Here is a 15071-nt window from a genome sequence, read left to right as displayed (position 1 = left end):
GATTTGATTAAAAACACAAAAAAGGCTAACGTCGTGTTAGCCTTTTTTATGGATAATTTATAAATGCATTGTCTTTAGCGCAGTTGTATCATTTAACCAGCTGTTAATATAAAGACTATGGCGTAACTACGACATAATCGTTGGTATTAATCAAAATCTCAGATGGTTGATCAACGACAATACGGACAACATTATCATTAGTCACTTGTGATTTGTAATAGTTGTCTTCAGCCACAGTACAACCTAAGCAACGTCCCATCGCATCCCAAGGTTCAACAAAAAGTTTCTGCTGCGCCTGATCCGCATTACCACCGATAAGCGAGAAGGGTAGACTAACTAGGTAGGCGGCAGTACCAGCAACGGCACTGACCAGTTGTAGAGGTTTACCCACTACAGTATCAACCACCATTGTCTCATAAGAGGGCCCAAAGTCTGTCTCATCAATTTCTATGGCTGCCAAGGCAGGCTGCATAGTAGCAGCCATTAAACTTAAGCTTGCGGCTATAGTAATGGCTTTTTGCTTAACTGTGCGTTGGTTTTTGGCTTTAACAGTCATAACGATGTCCTAAAATTCATAGTTGGTATGATTATTAGCTGCTGCTATTTCCACACAGAGACAATTTCCCTATATAAACAATGCGCAACGATAAGTAAGCTAAATATATTACAGATGTATAAACATTATGCACTATTTATGTAAGTGCTCATACTATTAAAGCAAGATGTGTGTCAATCAGCAACAAAAATGGCGTGCGATATAATAATCTTAGTGCAAAATAATAGGACACTTAGTCAAGAGTATTGTGCTGCTATATTATACGATTTGATACCTAAGTTATTTTGGTACTTAAGGCTAAACAGATAGTGATAGTTTCAGATAATATTTAAAGGATTGGCTGACAGTTGGGACAGAATACACTGGCGCGACCATTAATTTTGATATTCTCAAGCACGGCATCACAATGCGGACAAGTTTCCCCTTGTCTACCATAGACATTTAATGTCTGCTGGAAGTAACCGGTTTGACCATCTGCTACGGTGAAGTCTCGCAGTGTCGAACCACCAAGCGCTATCGCCTTTTGTAGAATAACTTTAATATGATCGACCAAAATAATCATCTGAGCATGGGACAGTTGGTGAGCGGGGGTGGCTGGATGAATAGCTGATAAATATAGGCTTTCAGTTGCATAGATATTACCGACACCCACGACGACCTGTTGTTCCATGATGACTGATTTTATAGCGCGAGCAATGGGCTGCTTCTTTGATTTGGCTTTGCCAATTGCTACAGTATCAGCACTGTGATCAAGCAAGTTTGACCGTTGAATCAATTGATACAGGTAGTCTGCAGTAAATTCATCTGATAATGGCTCAGGACCTAAATGATCTAATAGCTTAGCACTATAATCTTTGTGCCATAGCACTGACCCAAAACGTCTTGGGTCATAGTAATGTAGTTGGGATTTTGTATTATTAACGCCCTTAAAAACAATGATGAGATGATCATGCTTGCGCTTTTCAGTACCGTAGCTCTGCTGTTGCAGGCTGCCCGACATGCCTAAATGAACCAAAAGTTGACGCGGTACTAACGTAGCAGTTTGAGCCGCAGCGCTATCATCATTGGGTAATAAAGGTAAAAAGTTAAGAATTAAATATTTTGCGCGGCGCTCAACGCTATCTAGCATGTAATCAATCAAGCTATCTAAATCATCTGGCATCGCCCAACGCAGCTTTGGCTGGAAAACTTTTATATCGATAATGCGTTGCCCTAATAACGGTGCAAGGCTGGTTTTGGTTGTTTCTACTTCAGGCAGTTCAGGCATGATATTTTTATAATAACCTTATGATTCAGCGGACGTATTTTGTGATTTTATATCTAAGCGACGGCGCGGCGAGCATGCAAGATACCATGCTGTTGCTCTAGTTTCGCTAAAAGCTTAGATAGGTGTGCCAATCCTGAAACCTCAATATGAAATTTCAAAAAGGCAATGTTATCATCATTGCTAAGCGTCTCAACTTGACGAATATTGACATTTTCTTTATCAATAATTTGCGTCAAGTCACGCAACAGTCCGCGTCTATCATACGCTTCTACGTGAATATCAACGGGTTGATAACGACCAGCTTGTACCCGCCACGAAGCCTCTATTTCGCGCTCAGGATCGCGTTCAATCAAGCGTGAATATTCAGGGCAACCACGATTATGGACACTGACACCTCGTGATAAGGTGATGTAACCAGCAATTGGCTCGCCATGTACAGGGTGGCAACAGCCTGCTAGATTGATTTCTATATTATCCAGCCCATCGATACGAATTTTATAAGCATCGATTTTTCCTGCCTCTCTAGCATCTATACTTGGCGCAAAATTTTCTGGCGGTCTTTCAGGTTCTAGGTGTAGCTGACGAGAGATGTGGCTGGTGAGTTGGTTGAGACCAATGTCGCCTGTGACCAATCCAACGATAATATCATCAGTCGTATTAACATGGAAATGCTGAATATAGTCGTTTAAATCGATGCTATTGGGATGTACCGATAATCGTTCAAGCTCTTTACTGAGCATTTGACGACCAATTTCAATGTTCTTATCACGGTCTTGCTTATTGAACCATTGACGCAGTTTTGAACGTGCACGGTTGGTATGAATGTATCCAAGTGAAGCAACTAGCCAATCACGGTTGGGCTCACGTGATGCTTTGGTAATAATTTCAACTTGTTCACCTGTTTTGAGTTGATAGGTTAATGGTACATAGCGCTGATTGACTCGCGCAGCTTGGGCACGATTACCAACTTGTGTATGTACATAATAAGCAAAATCAAGAACGGTCGCCCCTTTTGGCAGTTCAGTAATGTCACCATCACGGCTAAAGATATAGATGCGTTCGAGCTCGTCAAAGTCAACGAGTTGCTCTTCTTCGTCAAACTCCATACCCTCTATTTCTTCACCTGTTAGTAAAGATGAGCGCGGTTGGTTACGGGTTTCATTATTGATCGATAACAGCTGACGCAGCGAGCTGATTCTTTGATTAAGATAATTGTCTTTTTTATTCTTTAGACCTTCTTTATAGTTAACATGAGCACACATACCAAGCTCAGCTTCGAAGTGCATTTCATGAGTACGAATTTGTACTTCCAGTGATTTGTTTTCAGCAATGACTGCCGTATGTAGTGAGCGATAACCATTGGACTTGGGGTTGGTAATATAGTCATCGAATTGTTCTGGAATATATCGCCACAAGCCATGTACCAATCCAAGCACGTGGTAACAGTCTGACGGGTTGGTGACCAATACTCGCAGCGCACGAATGTCATAAAGCTGATCAAACGATAAGCCTTTGAGCTTCATTTTTCGGTAGATAGAGTAGATATGCTTGACACGTCCAGAGACTTCACCTTCGATATTAGCCTCTGCTAATGCCTCATTGAGCTTATCTTGTACGCGCTGAATATAGGACTCGCGTTCGCTGCGTTTTTCGGAGAGCAGTTTGGCAATCTCTTTATAGCGTTCAGGCGCAAGGTAGCGAAAGGCTAAGTCTTCCAGCTCCCATTTAAGTTGCGCGATGCCCAAGCGATGCGCCAATGGGGCATAAATGGTCATGACTTCACGCGCCACACGATTCTGACGCTCTTCATTAGAAAAGGTCAATTCGCGCATGGCGAAAGTACGCTCAGCCAATTTGATAAGCACGACGCGTACATCATTGGTGACGGAAATTAGCATGCTATAAATATTAGATAGCTGGTCGCGCTGATTGTTTACAAAGTGATCTTCTAGACGCTTATTGCTTTCAATAATCTCAGACAGCTTACCCATTGCCAAGGTATCTTTGACGAGGGTCGATATGTCTACACCGAATTTTTTCTCGATATCAGCGAGGCTTATGATTGATTTTCGTGCACTACGATAGAGCATTGCAGCCACAAGAGCATCTTCATCTTGGTAGAGATAGGTCAATATATCTGTCATGCCAATACCCGTGACATAAGCACCTGAACGCTCAGATTCGCTGGTATTCATATGACTGCGAATAAATTCACAAGCAGCACTCAAGTGAGGTACAGACTCTTGTCCGATACGTTTGGCGACGTTGTCTAACCAAGTGGGAACATCAATATTGACTCGATCTAAATCAATCGCTTCGAGCTCTTTATCTGAGAGAGCATTATTTTTATCTAAAAGCGGGTTATCAGAATATTCGTTTTCAAGCTTTGGATCATGACTATGAAAGGCATGTAGTGCTGAGCGATCAAAAGTGGTGTGTAGCTTATGAGTGGACAGCTGGTATTTGATATCGAGGGGGATTTGGGCATAGCTATTGGCAGACTGGTGCGAGCGTTGGCTCGCGACCAGTTGAGCGGCAAGTGCTGCACTATCGGCTTGGGTGGTCTGTCCATCCACCAGCGGTAATCCTTCACGAATTTTTACCATAGCCGACTCCTCTTAGCTATTTTGAATTGATTATAACCTCATCTACTATGCACACACGTTGAACTTACGATTCATAAAGTATCAGCTATAAACCAATATAACTGCTAAAAAATCTGTTTTTTAGCAGTCATAAAATGCGCGTAAAATATATAAAGCTATGAGTGCAAACGTTCACAAGAATGGAAAAAACCAGCCTAGGAATATTGTTTACTATTATCTCACTTTAAAGAGACAAATCAAGCGAGGCTATGTAATGTCTGCGGTTAATCAGGATAAATAACCATCATTTTTTTGCCACCGCTTGACTCAAATTTTGAATTAAGCTCAGTGACCTTTAGCATGGCTATTTAATGCTCTGAACCGCTCACTTAACCGTAAATTGAATTATACCGCTACTTTTTCAAAACGAGCGATGGACTCAACATGACCGGTATGACAGAACATGTCCATTACGCCAGCATGAGTCAGACGATAGCCTTGCTCTAACAATGCTTTTGTATCACGGGCGAGGGTTGCAGGGTTGCAAGAGACATAAACGATTCTCTCAGCGTTAAATTTTGGCAAGTACTGCATAATTTCCCAAGCACCAGAACGCGGCGGATCGATCAATAGCGCATCAAAGCCTTGATTCGCCCAAGGTTTATCAGTACAGTCTTGCGTCAAATCTTGGCTATAAAATTCTGTATTATTGATGCCATTACGACGTGCGTTATCGGCTGCACGTGCGGTCATCGCTTCGCTACCTTCAACACCAACCACAGAACCTGTCTCACCAACGAGGCGCGCAAGTGGCAAGCTAAAGTTGCCTAGACCACTGAATAAATCAAGTACGCGTTCACCTGCTTTTAAGTCTAACAAATCGCAAGCAAGCTTGGTCATTTGACGATTGACGGACAGGTTTACTTGGGTAAAATCTGTCGGGATAAACTCGAAAGTCAAATCGTATTCTGGCAATTGGTAATACAAACGACCAAATTGCTGGCTCATGTCATCATCTTCAGTCAATGCAATACGCTGGATACTGTCCGCACCTTTAGACTGCAAATATAGCTGCCAGTTGCGTGCGGCAAAAAACACTTTTAGCTTTTCTATATCCGCGTCTGATAACGGCTCCAAGTTGCGTACGATAAGGGCAACGGGCTGATTGCCATCTGGCAGCTCAGGCATTTCCTCACCCATGGCCAACTCAAGCTGAGCAATCTTGTTACGGCTCTCTAGCGTACTAATCAGTGTTTTTAAGTTTTCAATCTCAAAACCAATTCTTGGATCTAAAATATGACACTCATTTAATTCTGCCAAAAAGTTACTTGAGCGCTCACGAAAGCCGACAAGCGCGGTTTCTTTTTTGGTGACATAACGCACACCCAATCGTGCTTTGGTACGATAACCAAGACGATCACCAACCACGGGAGCAAGCCAGTTATCAGGCGTGACATTGGCTTGGTGTATCAGCATTTCAGCCAATACAGATTGCTTAAAGTTGATTTGACCGTCTGGCTGCCAGTGTTGCAAATTACAGCCGCCGCAGACGCCAAAATGTGGGCAGGGCGGTACGGCACGTTCAGAATTTGGGTTGGCAGTAATACTGACAGCCTCGCCTTCTTCAAAGCTGGCACGGCTATTGGTTATTTTGACCAAGGCACTTTCACCCGGCAATGCAAAGCTTACAAAGATTTTTTTGCCATGTTTGTCTTCGACATGACCATCGTCTATACCAAAACCATTACCATAAACGGCAACGCCGCGACCATCATGCGACAAACCATCAATGGTGAAGGGCAGAGGTTCTGCATCCTTTAGACGGCGGCGTGTCTTTGATGAGGGTTTAGATTTTTTCTTATTAGGCGGAATAGTAATCGTTTGGGTCTCGCTCGTTGCTGGCGTAACATCAGAGGTTGTAGACGTTTTTGAATCGGTGGGTTGCATAAACCTGCCTTAATAATAAATGATAAATAACTAAAAAAATGAGGATAAACGCGATGTCTTATAACGCGCCTTCATATAACTTCATTTGTTATGATGTGGGCGCAGATGACCAATCAGCGATGAAGTCTTGATGGCGAGCATGACCATCCGCTTGGGTATATTTTACTAAATAGTCATAGCTCTGCTGCTGCCAAGCGTCAAAATCTTGTGAGGATAATTGTCCAGTTAAACGCAACCAGCGCAAATAGATTAGCCATGTATTCATGACATCAGACTCGCAATAAATAGACAGCGTTTGCCAGTCATCGTTATTGACAAGCTCACCAACCATACTACCGTCGACAGCTGTTTTACCCGGTAGACCATATAAACTTGCGACAATATCCATGGCTTCGCGGCGGCTGGCACCGTACTGGCTAAATCTGTCCATTAAATCAAGGTGACGCGTGTGGAAGCGATTGACGTAATTATCAAAGCGCATGTTTTTGACGCGCTCGCCTTCTTCAAATAACCATGGCGCTGATAAGTCGTATTGCATAGCCCGATATATCAGTACAGGAATATCAAAACCTGAGCCATTCCAACTAATAAGCTGTGGCAGTTTTTCGATGTCACTAAATGCCCGAAAAAATTTGGCAAGGATGTCTTTTTCACTGAATTTATCAGCGGTCAATGAGAACAACGAAAACTTGCCATCTTTGATATATAACGCTGAGATACAGACAATACGCTGCAGTGGCAAGCGCATAAAGTCATGCCCAGCTTCTTGTATTCGAAGCGCTGTGAGTGCGCTCAATGCATCTGCATCATTCAACTCTGCCAATTGCGGATAGATACGGCGCGCCGCATCGGTATCAGCGACAGTTTCGATATCAAAGACCAATATAGGGTCGGATAGTAGAGCTTGTGACATAAGAAATCCTGATTAAACCAACTAAACTGAGCAGCGTTGTCTGTGCGTTAATTAACTTCTATATTGTTATCGACATTGCTGTCGTCAATACTGTTGTCATCAATATTGTATAAACCCGTCGACAAATAACGATCGCCGCGATCACAGACAATAAAGGCGATGACGGCATCAGGGTTTTCTTTAGCGACTTGTACGGCAGCCCATGCTGCAGCACCTGATGAAACGCCCGCGAAAATACCTTCGGTTTTGGCCAGTTTGCGCATATAAACTTCTGCGATACGCTGATCCACATCCATGATTTCATCAACCAAATCTGCGTTAAAGATACCCGGCATGTAAGCTGCAGGCCAGCGGCGAATACCAGCAATCGAAGCTTCTTCATCAGGCTGTAGTCCGATGATTTTGATATCTGGATTTTGTTCTTTGAGGTATTGCGATACACCGGTAATAGTACCAGTGGTGCCCATTGAGCTAATAAAATGAGTGATTTTTCCTGACGTTTGCGCCCACAGTTCAGGCCCTGTGGTCAGGTAATGGGCTTGACTGTTATCAGGGTTATTAAACTGATCTAATACGATGCCTTTGCCATCTGCTTGCATTTGCAGCGCTAAATCGCGTGCGGCTTCCATGCCTTCATCCACCTCGATTAACGTCGCACCATACGCAATCATGGCATCTTTGCGCTCTTGAGTTGAATTGGTTGGCATCAGTAGCGTTATCGGATAGCCACGCATCGCGGCGACCATGGCTAAAGCGATACCCGTATTGCCACTCGTGGCTTCAATCAGCATGTCGCCCGCTTTGATGTCACCGCGCTGTTCTGCCTGATAAATCATATTAAACGCAGGACGATCTTTAACAGACCCCGCTGGATTGTTACCTTCAAGCTTGGCCAGTAACGCAGCACCATTGGTCAGCTGCTCTTGCTCAGGTAAGCGCTGCAATTTAACCAATGGCGTCTGACCGACGCAATCAGCAAGTTTGGTGACTTGAGTAATGAAATTAGAGTTGGAGATAGCCGTTGCGGACATAAAGTATCCTTGTGAATTTTTAAAATTGATTTTTAATTACCGTTTATTTTTTAATTATCATTGTGATTTTTGAATAAATATCTTGATACGGCTGCTATTGAGTGAAGTGAGTAATTTGATCGTTAATGATATTTCTACCGCTTTAACCAAATAGCAATAAATGAAAAGTTGCGTCATTATATCATTTTGTTTTTGGCTACGCTGAAGGCATCAAGAGATTTTGGTAAATGAGTGGTGTTTAAAAAGGGCTGGACAGTTAAAATGCCTTTGCATCATAGCCACTCACCATGATCGATGAAATGCGTTATAGTTATGGCAATATATAGGTACGGCAAGAACAAGAACCATTAAATTTTATCATGGGTAGGCAGTTATCATTTTTGAAATGACGATAGCTTTGAAATGAGAATAGCTTTGAAATGAGCACAGCCCCTAAAAAAATTATGATTGGCTAACACCGCTTACCGCCGCTATTGATTCATAGTGCAATTTTCTGTAGAGAGTAAAGCTAGCATGGCATACAAAAAACGTTTTGATACTAGCAGTGCGTATGGTCAGTTGATTATATTGGTGTTTTTACCCATTTGTATCTTGGCAGCGGTGGGCGGTATTTTGGTCTTTTATGAGACCATGCGCGCCAGCAATTCCGAACAAGAAGTATTGGCGGAGGCGGTGCTGATTCGTTATACCCCAGCGATTGCAGAGCTAATCCCTGAGCTGTTAGCGCAAGAGCGCCAGCAAGCAGACGGCGAACCCAATTCTGATGGCGAAGTCAGAGCAAATGATGCCACTCAAACGACCATCACGAAGCTTGAGGAAATACAAGATAAGCTGGGTCGTATGCAGTCCGAGCAACATGTACAGCGTATTGCGATCATCAATGAAAGCAATCAAGTGCTCGCCGCAGTCGGCTATGGACTGAACGAAGCATGGCCTGCAATAGACACAACAAAGAATTTTTTATCGCAGCAACCAACACCTATTGGAACCGCTTATGGCAGTATATTAGGGGAGTTTGAAGGACAAAAACTCTGGTTGCTCGTCGATATGGACAACGAACCGCTTTATATTGCACGTTATCGTATTGCCATGGCACTAGTGATTACTGGCTTGTTCACTATTTTAATTTTATTGTTGAGTTTAAATATTTATTCAAAGCGCTGGATAGCACCAATTTATGAGCTGCGTTTGCAGTTGCAGCGTACCCATGTCGACAATCTGTATCAGCCTATTCCTGTTGAGTCAGATGGTGAGCTGAACTTATTGCAGCAAGACTTGGTCAAAACGCTACGCCGCCTGCATAGAAGCTTTCAGGAGTTAAAAGACCATGCCGAGCAAACCGAGGATGATTTGCGCCTCGCGTTTGATGAGATGGAAATGCAGAATATCTCTATTCGTAATGCACGTGATGCGGCAATTTCAACCAGCCAAGCAAAATCGGCGTTTTTGGCGAATATTAGCCACGAGCTGCGCACGCCATTAAACAGTATCGATGGCTTTATCAATTTGCTGGCAAGGCATGGCGAACTAAATCCTGAACAAGATTTGTACGTGCAAACCATACGTAAGTCATCAGCACACTTGCTCGCCTTGGTTAACGATGTTTTGGATTTCTCTAAGATTGAGGCAGGCAAGTTAGTACTTGACCGTCATGAGTTTGACCTTTATGACACCATTTATGACGTAGTCGATATGCTTTCGCCTGTATCCGCAGAAAAAGGTCTGCGCATGGCGGTGCTGTTTTATAATGATGTACCGATGCGCATCAATGGCGACGCCCTACGCCTCAAGCAAGTATTGACCAATATCGTCGGCAATGCTATTAAATTTACCGACAGTGGCGATGTGGTAGTGCGCGTCAGCTTAGATGACCATCGTGATAATTATCTTATGATCAGTGTGCAAGACAGCGGTAAGGGCATCTCTTTAGCTGATCAAAAGATGCTGTTCCAAAGCTTTAGCCAAGGCGACCCTTCAATCACTCGTCAGTATGGCGGTACAGGGTTGGGGCTCGTTATTTCCAAGCAATTGACGCGGCTGATGGGCGGTGATATTGGCTTTCATGATAATGCTCAAGAGAATATTGCCAATCAGGGCGCAACGTTTTGGTTTCGGATGCCAGCACATGTCGATGTGTTGGAAGCTGCTACTGGTCAGACGATTGAGCTTCCAGTCTTGGCTCCGCTGGCGAGTGAGACCGATGAGTTTAATGTATTGGTATGGATCAATCATACCGCTTCTATACAAGTGCTCAAAGCCAGCTTGCAATATTTGCCGATTAAATTGACCCAAGCCAACTCCTTACCAGGCGTACTTGAGTCATTAAAAGAGCATGGTAATTATTGGGATTGGGTCATCGTCGATGATGATACCCAAGACGATATGATGGCATTACTCAAACAAATTCGTCTGCATCACCAAGGTAAGCTTGCGGTATTTGGCTATCAAGTTGCTGCCGATCAAGCATTATTAAATCGTTATCATGCCAATATTTTGTATGAGCCTTTAGACAAAAGACAGCTTTATGCCATGCTCGACACCCAAAATCGCAGTACCAAAAAAAGCGTGCAAGAACCGCGCTGGACAGGGGTGACGGTACTGGCAGTCGACGATCATCTGCCCAATTTGTTGGTGCTCGATGCATTACTTAGTGAGCTTGGTATTCAGGTCATCACAGCGAGTAGTGGTTTTGACGCCATAGAAATTATCAGCAAACAACAAACCAAAAATATCAAAACCACGAAAAATGATAAGCAAAGTCTGTCGAATAAAACGCAAATCTCTAAAGCTGAAACGCGCGATGAGGTGAACAAGAAATCAAATAGAACGCTTTATGAAGAGATGAATACCGACGATAAAGTTGCTACTCAGGATAAAGGTCATATTGATCTAATATTCATGGACATCCAAATGCCGCGTATGTCAGGGCATGAAGCCGCAAGACAAATTCGTAATATTGAAAATGATGATAACCGTATCCCGATTATTGCGTTGACTGCACATGGTTTGGCTGATGAGCGAGACAAACTGATCGCTAGTGGCATTAATGACTATGTGGGTAAACCCATTAGCCAGCCTCAGTTGTTACAAGTGCTGCAAAAATGGCTTGGACGCACAACGACAATGCCGCAGTTAACAGCGTTGCCTGATACCAATCTGCACAGTACGGATGTGCACAATACTGATGTGCAGGTCATCGATTTATCAAAAGAGAACTCACACTCTACCGACTCACAAAATAGGGAGGCTGAAACGTATTCAACGTGGCCATCGGACTCTACAACCATTGCTTATCCTATGGTGAAAGGTGATGAAAATAACCGTCATAGCGATTCTAATACAATCAATCAGCCAAAAATAACGCGTCCTTTATCATTGAAAAAAATTCGTGATAATTACTTGCGAGATAGCCAACCACGCGAGGATTATAGACGCGAAACACCGCGTGACACCCAGCCACGCTATGAGAACTTGCGCTTACATAAACAAGGACAGTCGCCACTATTAAAGCCATCGGAAACACCGATAAATAGTGCTCACAACGGAGTAGCAACGCCTACAGATTCACACATATATGCGCAAGAAACAAAGAGTTGGGACAGCAGTCACCACCATTTAAGCCATCACTCTTTGGGGGCTAACGAAGGTGATGGGTTTGCTATTTTAGATTGGCAAGACGCGTTGACCCGCTCAGCGAATAAGCCCGACTTGGCAGCCAAGCTTATCATTATGATGCTTGATACTATTAATGATGAAAAGCAGGCGCTGACGCAAGCGTGGGACGCCCGTGATCGCAGTATGCTAGCGCAAATTGCCCATCGCATCTTAGGCGGCAGTCGTTATACCGGTGTGCCGCAATTACGTCAGGCCAGTCAAGACCTAGAAGATAAGTGCTTGCTGAATGTCCAACACACCACCCCTGCGCAGTTTGCCATGCTTGAGCCATATTATGCCGCATTAATAACAGCGTTAAATAACTTGCAGGCGCTGGATTTATCAGCCTATCCTCAGCTCAATTATCATCGTTTGAGTGAAAATGATATGACGTGGAAAATGATTTAGAGATGATGGTTTTATGACACTGTTGGTTTATGACATTAAGGTTGAATCGAATCTTTGCAGTCAGTTATTGATGAGGTAGCGTCGTAACAAGGCTGTTAATATTGTTGTCATCAGCTTTAGACGTATCGGCATCATATTTAGATGCCATTTCTATTTTATTCATGAATAAGGATTGTTATGAACGCGATTGCCACTTACCAATATGAAACCTTACAAGTTAGTATGACCGACAATATACTCACGGTAACCTTGAATCGCCCACACAAAAAAAATGCCATGAGCTTTAAAGTGGTGAAAGAGTTGATAGCTGTCGCAGAACGCATTGGTAAAGATAAAACGATACGTGCGGTGATTCTAAATGGTGCTGAAGGCACGTTTTGTGCAGGCATAGACTTAGGTGATTTGAATCATCCAAAAAATCAAGCGTTCGCCGTTTGGGAGCTGATAAAGCCATGGCAGAGCTCGTTCCAGCGTGTTTGTCTGGTATGGCGCGATGTGCCTGTACCGGTCATTGCCGTATTAGAAGGCTATTGTATCGGTGCAGGTCTTCAGCTAGCGCTGGCTTGCGATGTGCGTATCAGTCATCCAGATTGCAAACTGTCCATTATGGAAGCTAAGTGGGGTCTGGTACCAGACATGGGTTTGACGCAATCGGCGTTTGGCGTGGTACGTGAAGATGTGCTAAAAGAGCTTGCCATGAGTGCGCGTATCGTGACTGCCAGTGAGGGCAAAGCATTGGGTCTTGTCAGCCATTGCAATGAAGCGCCACTTGAGCAGGCGCAAAAGCTCGCTGCTGAATTTGCAGAGCGCTCTCCTGATGCGGTGTTGGCGAGTAAGCGTGTGGTCAATGCTATGTTCCAGCAGCCAGCCACTACTTTATATAAAGAAAAAGTATGGCAGCTTAAAATGATGCTCGGTCGTAATCGCAAGCTTGCTTTAAGAAAAGCCAAGCAAGCCAGTACGGCATTTGGCAAGCGCCAGTTCCGCTAAATATCTTTTACTAATTATGCCGCTATGCTAACGCTCAGACCTATTTTGACAAATTATTGTGATTGTTTTTAGTTGTTATTGTTTGTTTTATTCACGTCATACCTCTATTGAAATGTGAGGGGATAGTACGATATATCACTATCCACTTGCGCCGCTGCATGCAAATGTGCACTAATGGTGGCAATGACCCTTGTTTTCAGTATTGAGTAAAGACTAAATATTAAAGACAATGGAAGCCTGAATAATACAATAACAATCACTAGGGTGTATTGAACCTTTATAACGATTCAATACACTCTATATAAAATGGTCTGAATATGTCTGCTCCAAAATCCTCTCTACCCAATCGACCCATTGCTTCTGAGCGCGTACGCTCTGCTGATTTGCCTGTTGCATGGATTATGATGCTTGGACTTATCGTGGCAGTGGGGCCATTGTCTATTGATATGTATCTGCCTGCATTACCATCTATGGCAGATGACTTTGGCGTATCTACAGCCTTTATGGCCAATTCTGTTCCTGCCTATTTTTTAGGCTTGGTATTTGGCCAGCTATTTTATGGTCCATTTAGTGATCGTGTCGGTCGTGTTAAGCCTTTATATATCGGTATGACGCTATATGTCATCGCCTCCATTGTTTGTGCGACTACTAATAACGAGTATGTATTGTTTGTTGGACGGACGATGCAAGCGCTTGGTGCGTGTGTTGGCGCGGTGGTCACTCGTGCCGCGATTCGCGATCGATTGACTGCTAAGCAAACCGCAAAAGCCTTTTCTATTATGATTTTGGTGATGGGTTTAGCGCCGATATTAGCCCCATCGCTTGGTGCGCTATTTCTACAGTTTTTTAGCTGGCACTCTATTTTTTGGTTTTTGGCTGCTTTTGGCACGTTGAATTTATTACTCACAAAGTTTTTCTTCTTTGAAACGTTGACGGAAGAAAATCGTAATGTACGTCCTGCAAGAGAAGTACTGAGTCAGTACTGGGACTTATTAAAAGACCCGACGTTCAATTATCCAGCGATTGGTGGCGGCCTGCTGATGGGGGCGATGTTTGTTTATATCAGTTCAGCCTCTGAGCTAATTATGGATACCTATGGGGTATCCGCAACCCACTTCGCTTGGCTATTTGGGATGAATGCTGCTGGTTTTGTGGGTTTGACTCAGCTGAATCAGTGGCTCACCAATCGCTTTCGTATTTTGAGTATTTTGCGCTTTGGTGCGATGATGCAGGTTATTTCTGCAGGCGTGCTATTTGTAATAGGTCTATTTTTGGGTACTGATGCTTGGCTTCCACTGGTGCTGGCTTGTATTTTCTTCTGTATCGCAGGCTTAGGTCTTACTCAGCCAAATGCTTCTGCTATTGCGCTGGCCTTTCAAAAACGCCGAGCGGGCATGGCAAGTGCGCTACAAGGCTCGCTCATGTTTTCAGTCGGTATCTTTGGTGGATTATTATTAAACCTATTTCCAGTTAATCCCGTACTCAAAATTGGTATTGCGATGTTCGCGTTAATGAGTCTTGGCTGTTTTTTAATTTGGCAGATAGATCGTAATTTAAATCTGGACGATGCGGAGTAAGCCAGAAGCTTTATAGTTTTTTGCACTAGAATCTTAAAAGGCATTCTTAAAAGGCATTCTTACATTAATTATGTAGGGATGCTTTTTTTGTACTTTTTATTTTATTTTTTGCATAAGACTGCGCATAAAACAAGGACATATTA

Annotated in this window: 9 protein-coding genes; 3 read left to right on the top strand and 6 right to left on the bottom strand. The window is 43.4% G+C overall.

Annotated elements, in window-relative coordinates; genetic code table 11:
* Positions 1 to 115: 115 nt before the first annotated feature.
* From JMX95_RS02940 to cysM, 6 genes are all read right to left on the bottom strand, one after another.
* Positions 116 to 556, bottom strand: a complete 441-nt coding sequence (locus JMX95_RS02940; RefSeq protein WP_060490428.1) for a hypothetical protein — start codon at positions 554 to 556, stop codon at positions 116 to 118.
* A gap of 328 nt (positions 557 to 884) precedes the next feature.
* Positions 885 to 1823 (bottom strand): bifunctional DNA-formamidopyrimidine glycosylase/DNA-(apurinic or apyrimidinic site) lyase, encoded by a 939-nt coding sequence (gene mutM, locus JMX95_RS02935; protein ID WP_201552867.1) that lies wholly within the window; start codon positions 1821 to 1823, stop codon positions 885 to 887.
* Positions 1824 to 1876: 53 nt separating this feature from the next.
* A complete protein-coding gene (locus tag JMX95_RS02930) occupies positions 1877 to 4429 on the bottom strand; it encodes a RelA/SpoT family protein (RefSeq protein WP_201552869.1) in 2553 nt (850 codons plus the stop codon).
* A gap of 384 nt (positions 4430 to 4813) precedes the next feature.
* A complete protein-coding gene (rlmD, locus tag JMX95_RS02925) occupies positions 4814 to 6355 on the bottom strand; it encodes a 23S rRNA (uracil(1939)-C(5))-methyltransferase RlmD (protein WP_201552879.1) in 1542 nt (513 codons plus the stop codon).
* An 88-nt stretch (positions 6356 to 6443) separates the two neighbouring features.
* The gene (locus JMX95_RS02920) at positions 6444 to 7268 is read right to left on the bottom strand and encodes a 3'-5' exonuclease (RefSeq protein ID WP_201552881.1); all 825 of its coding nucleotides are present in this window, start codon (positions 7266 to 7268) and stop codon (positions 6444 to 6446) included.
* 47 nt (positions 7269 to 7315) lie between these two features.
* Positions 7316 to 8299, bottom strand: coding sequence for a cysteine synthase CysM (cysM, locus tag JMX95_RS02915; protein ID WP_201552883.1), 984 nt, complete (start codon positions 8297 to 8299; stop codon positions 7316 to 7318).
* Positions 8300 to 8812: 513 nt separating this feature from the next.
* Here cysM and JMX95_RS02910 point away from each other — a divergent pair.
* From JMX95_RS02910 to JMX95_RS02900, 3 genes are all read left to right on the top strand, one after another.
* Positions 8813 to 12361 (top strand): ATP-binding protein, encoded by a 3549-nt coding sequence (locus tag JMX95_RS02910; RefSeq protein WP_201559994.1) that lies wholly within the window; start codon positions 8813 to 8815, stop codon positions 12359 to 12361.
* A gap of 177 nt (positions 12362 to 12538) precedes the next feature.
* The gene (locus JMX95_RS02905; protein WP_201501991.1) at positions 12539 to 13351 is read left to right on the top strand and encodes a crotonase/enoyl-CoA hydratase family protein; all 813 of its coding nucleotides are present in this window, start codon (positions 12539 to 12541) and stop codon (positions 13349 to 13351) included.
* Positions 13352 to 13668: 317 nt separating this feature from the next.
* Complete coding sequence (locus JMX95_RS02900; protein WP_055125721.1) at positions 13669 to 14928, top strand: multidrug effflux MFS transporter; 1260 nt, start codon at positions 13669 to 13671, stop codon at positions 14926 to 14928.
* Positions 14929 to 15071 lie beyond the last annotated feature (143 nt).

The sequence above is a fragment of the Psychrobacter sp. NC44 genome, from assembly GCF_904846655.1.
Lineage (GTDB): Bacteria > Pseudomonadota > Gammaproteobacteria > Pseudomonadales > Moraxellaceae > Psychrobacter.
The sequence above is the reverse complement of the archived record's forward strand: the minus strand, read 5'-3'. Positions and strand labels throughout refer to the sequence as shown.

Excerpts from the sequence above, each read along its gene's own strand:
- JMX95_RS02940 (WP_060490428.1), bottom strand. The coding sequence starts at position 556 with ATGACTGTTAAAGCCAAAAACCAACGCACAGTTAAGCAAAAAGCCATT.
- mutM (WP_201552867.1), bottom strand. The coding sequence starts at position 1,823 with ATGCCTGAACTGCCTGAAGTAGAAACAACCAAAACCAGCCTTGCACCG.
- JMX95_RS02930 (WP_201552869.1), bottom strand. The coding sequence starts at position 4,429 with ATGGTAAAAATTCGTGAAGGATTACCGCTGGTGGATGGACAGACCACC.
- rlmD (WP_201552879.1), bottom strand. The coding sequence starts at position 6,355 with ATGCAACCCACCGATTCAAAAACGTCTACAACCTCTGATGTTACGCCA.
- JMX95_RS02920 (WP_201552881.1), bottom strand. The coding sequence starts at position 7,268 with ATGTCACAAGCTCTACTATCCGACCCTATATTGGTCTTTGATATCGAA.
- cysM (WP_201552883.1), bottom strand. The coding sequence starts at position 8,299 with ATGTCCGCAACGGCTATCTCCAACTCTAATTTCATTACTCAAGTCACC.
- JMX95_RS02910 (WP_201559994.1), top strand. The coding sequence starts at position 8,813 with ATGGCATACAAAAAACGTTTTGATACTAGCAGTGCGTATGGTCAGTTG.
- JMX95_RS02905 (WP_201501991.1), top strand. The coding sequence starts at position 12,539 with ATGAACGCGATTGCCACTTACCAATATGAAACCTTACAAGTTAGTATG.
- JMX95_RS02900 (WP_055125721.1), top strand. The coding sequence starts at position 13,669 with ATGTCTGCTCCAAAATCCTCTCTACCCAATCGACCCATTGCTTCTGAG.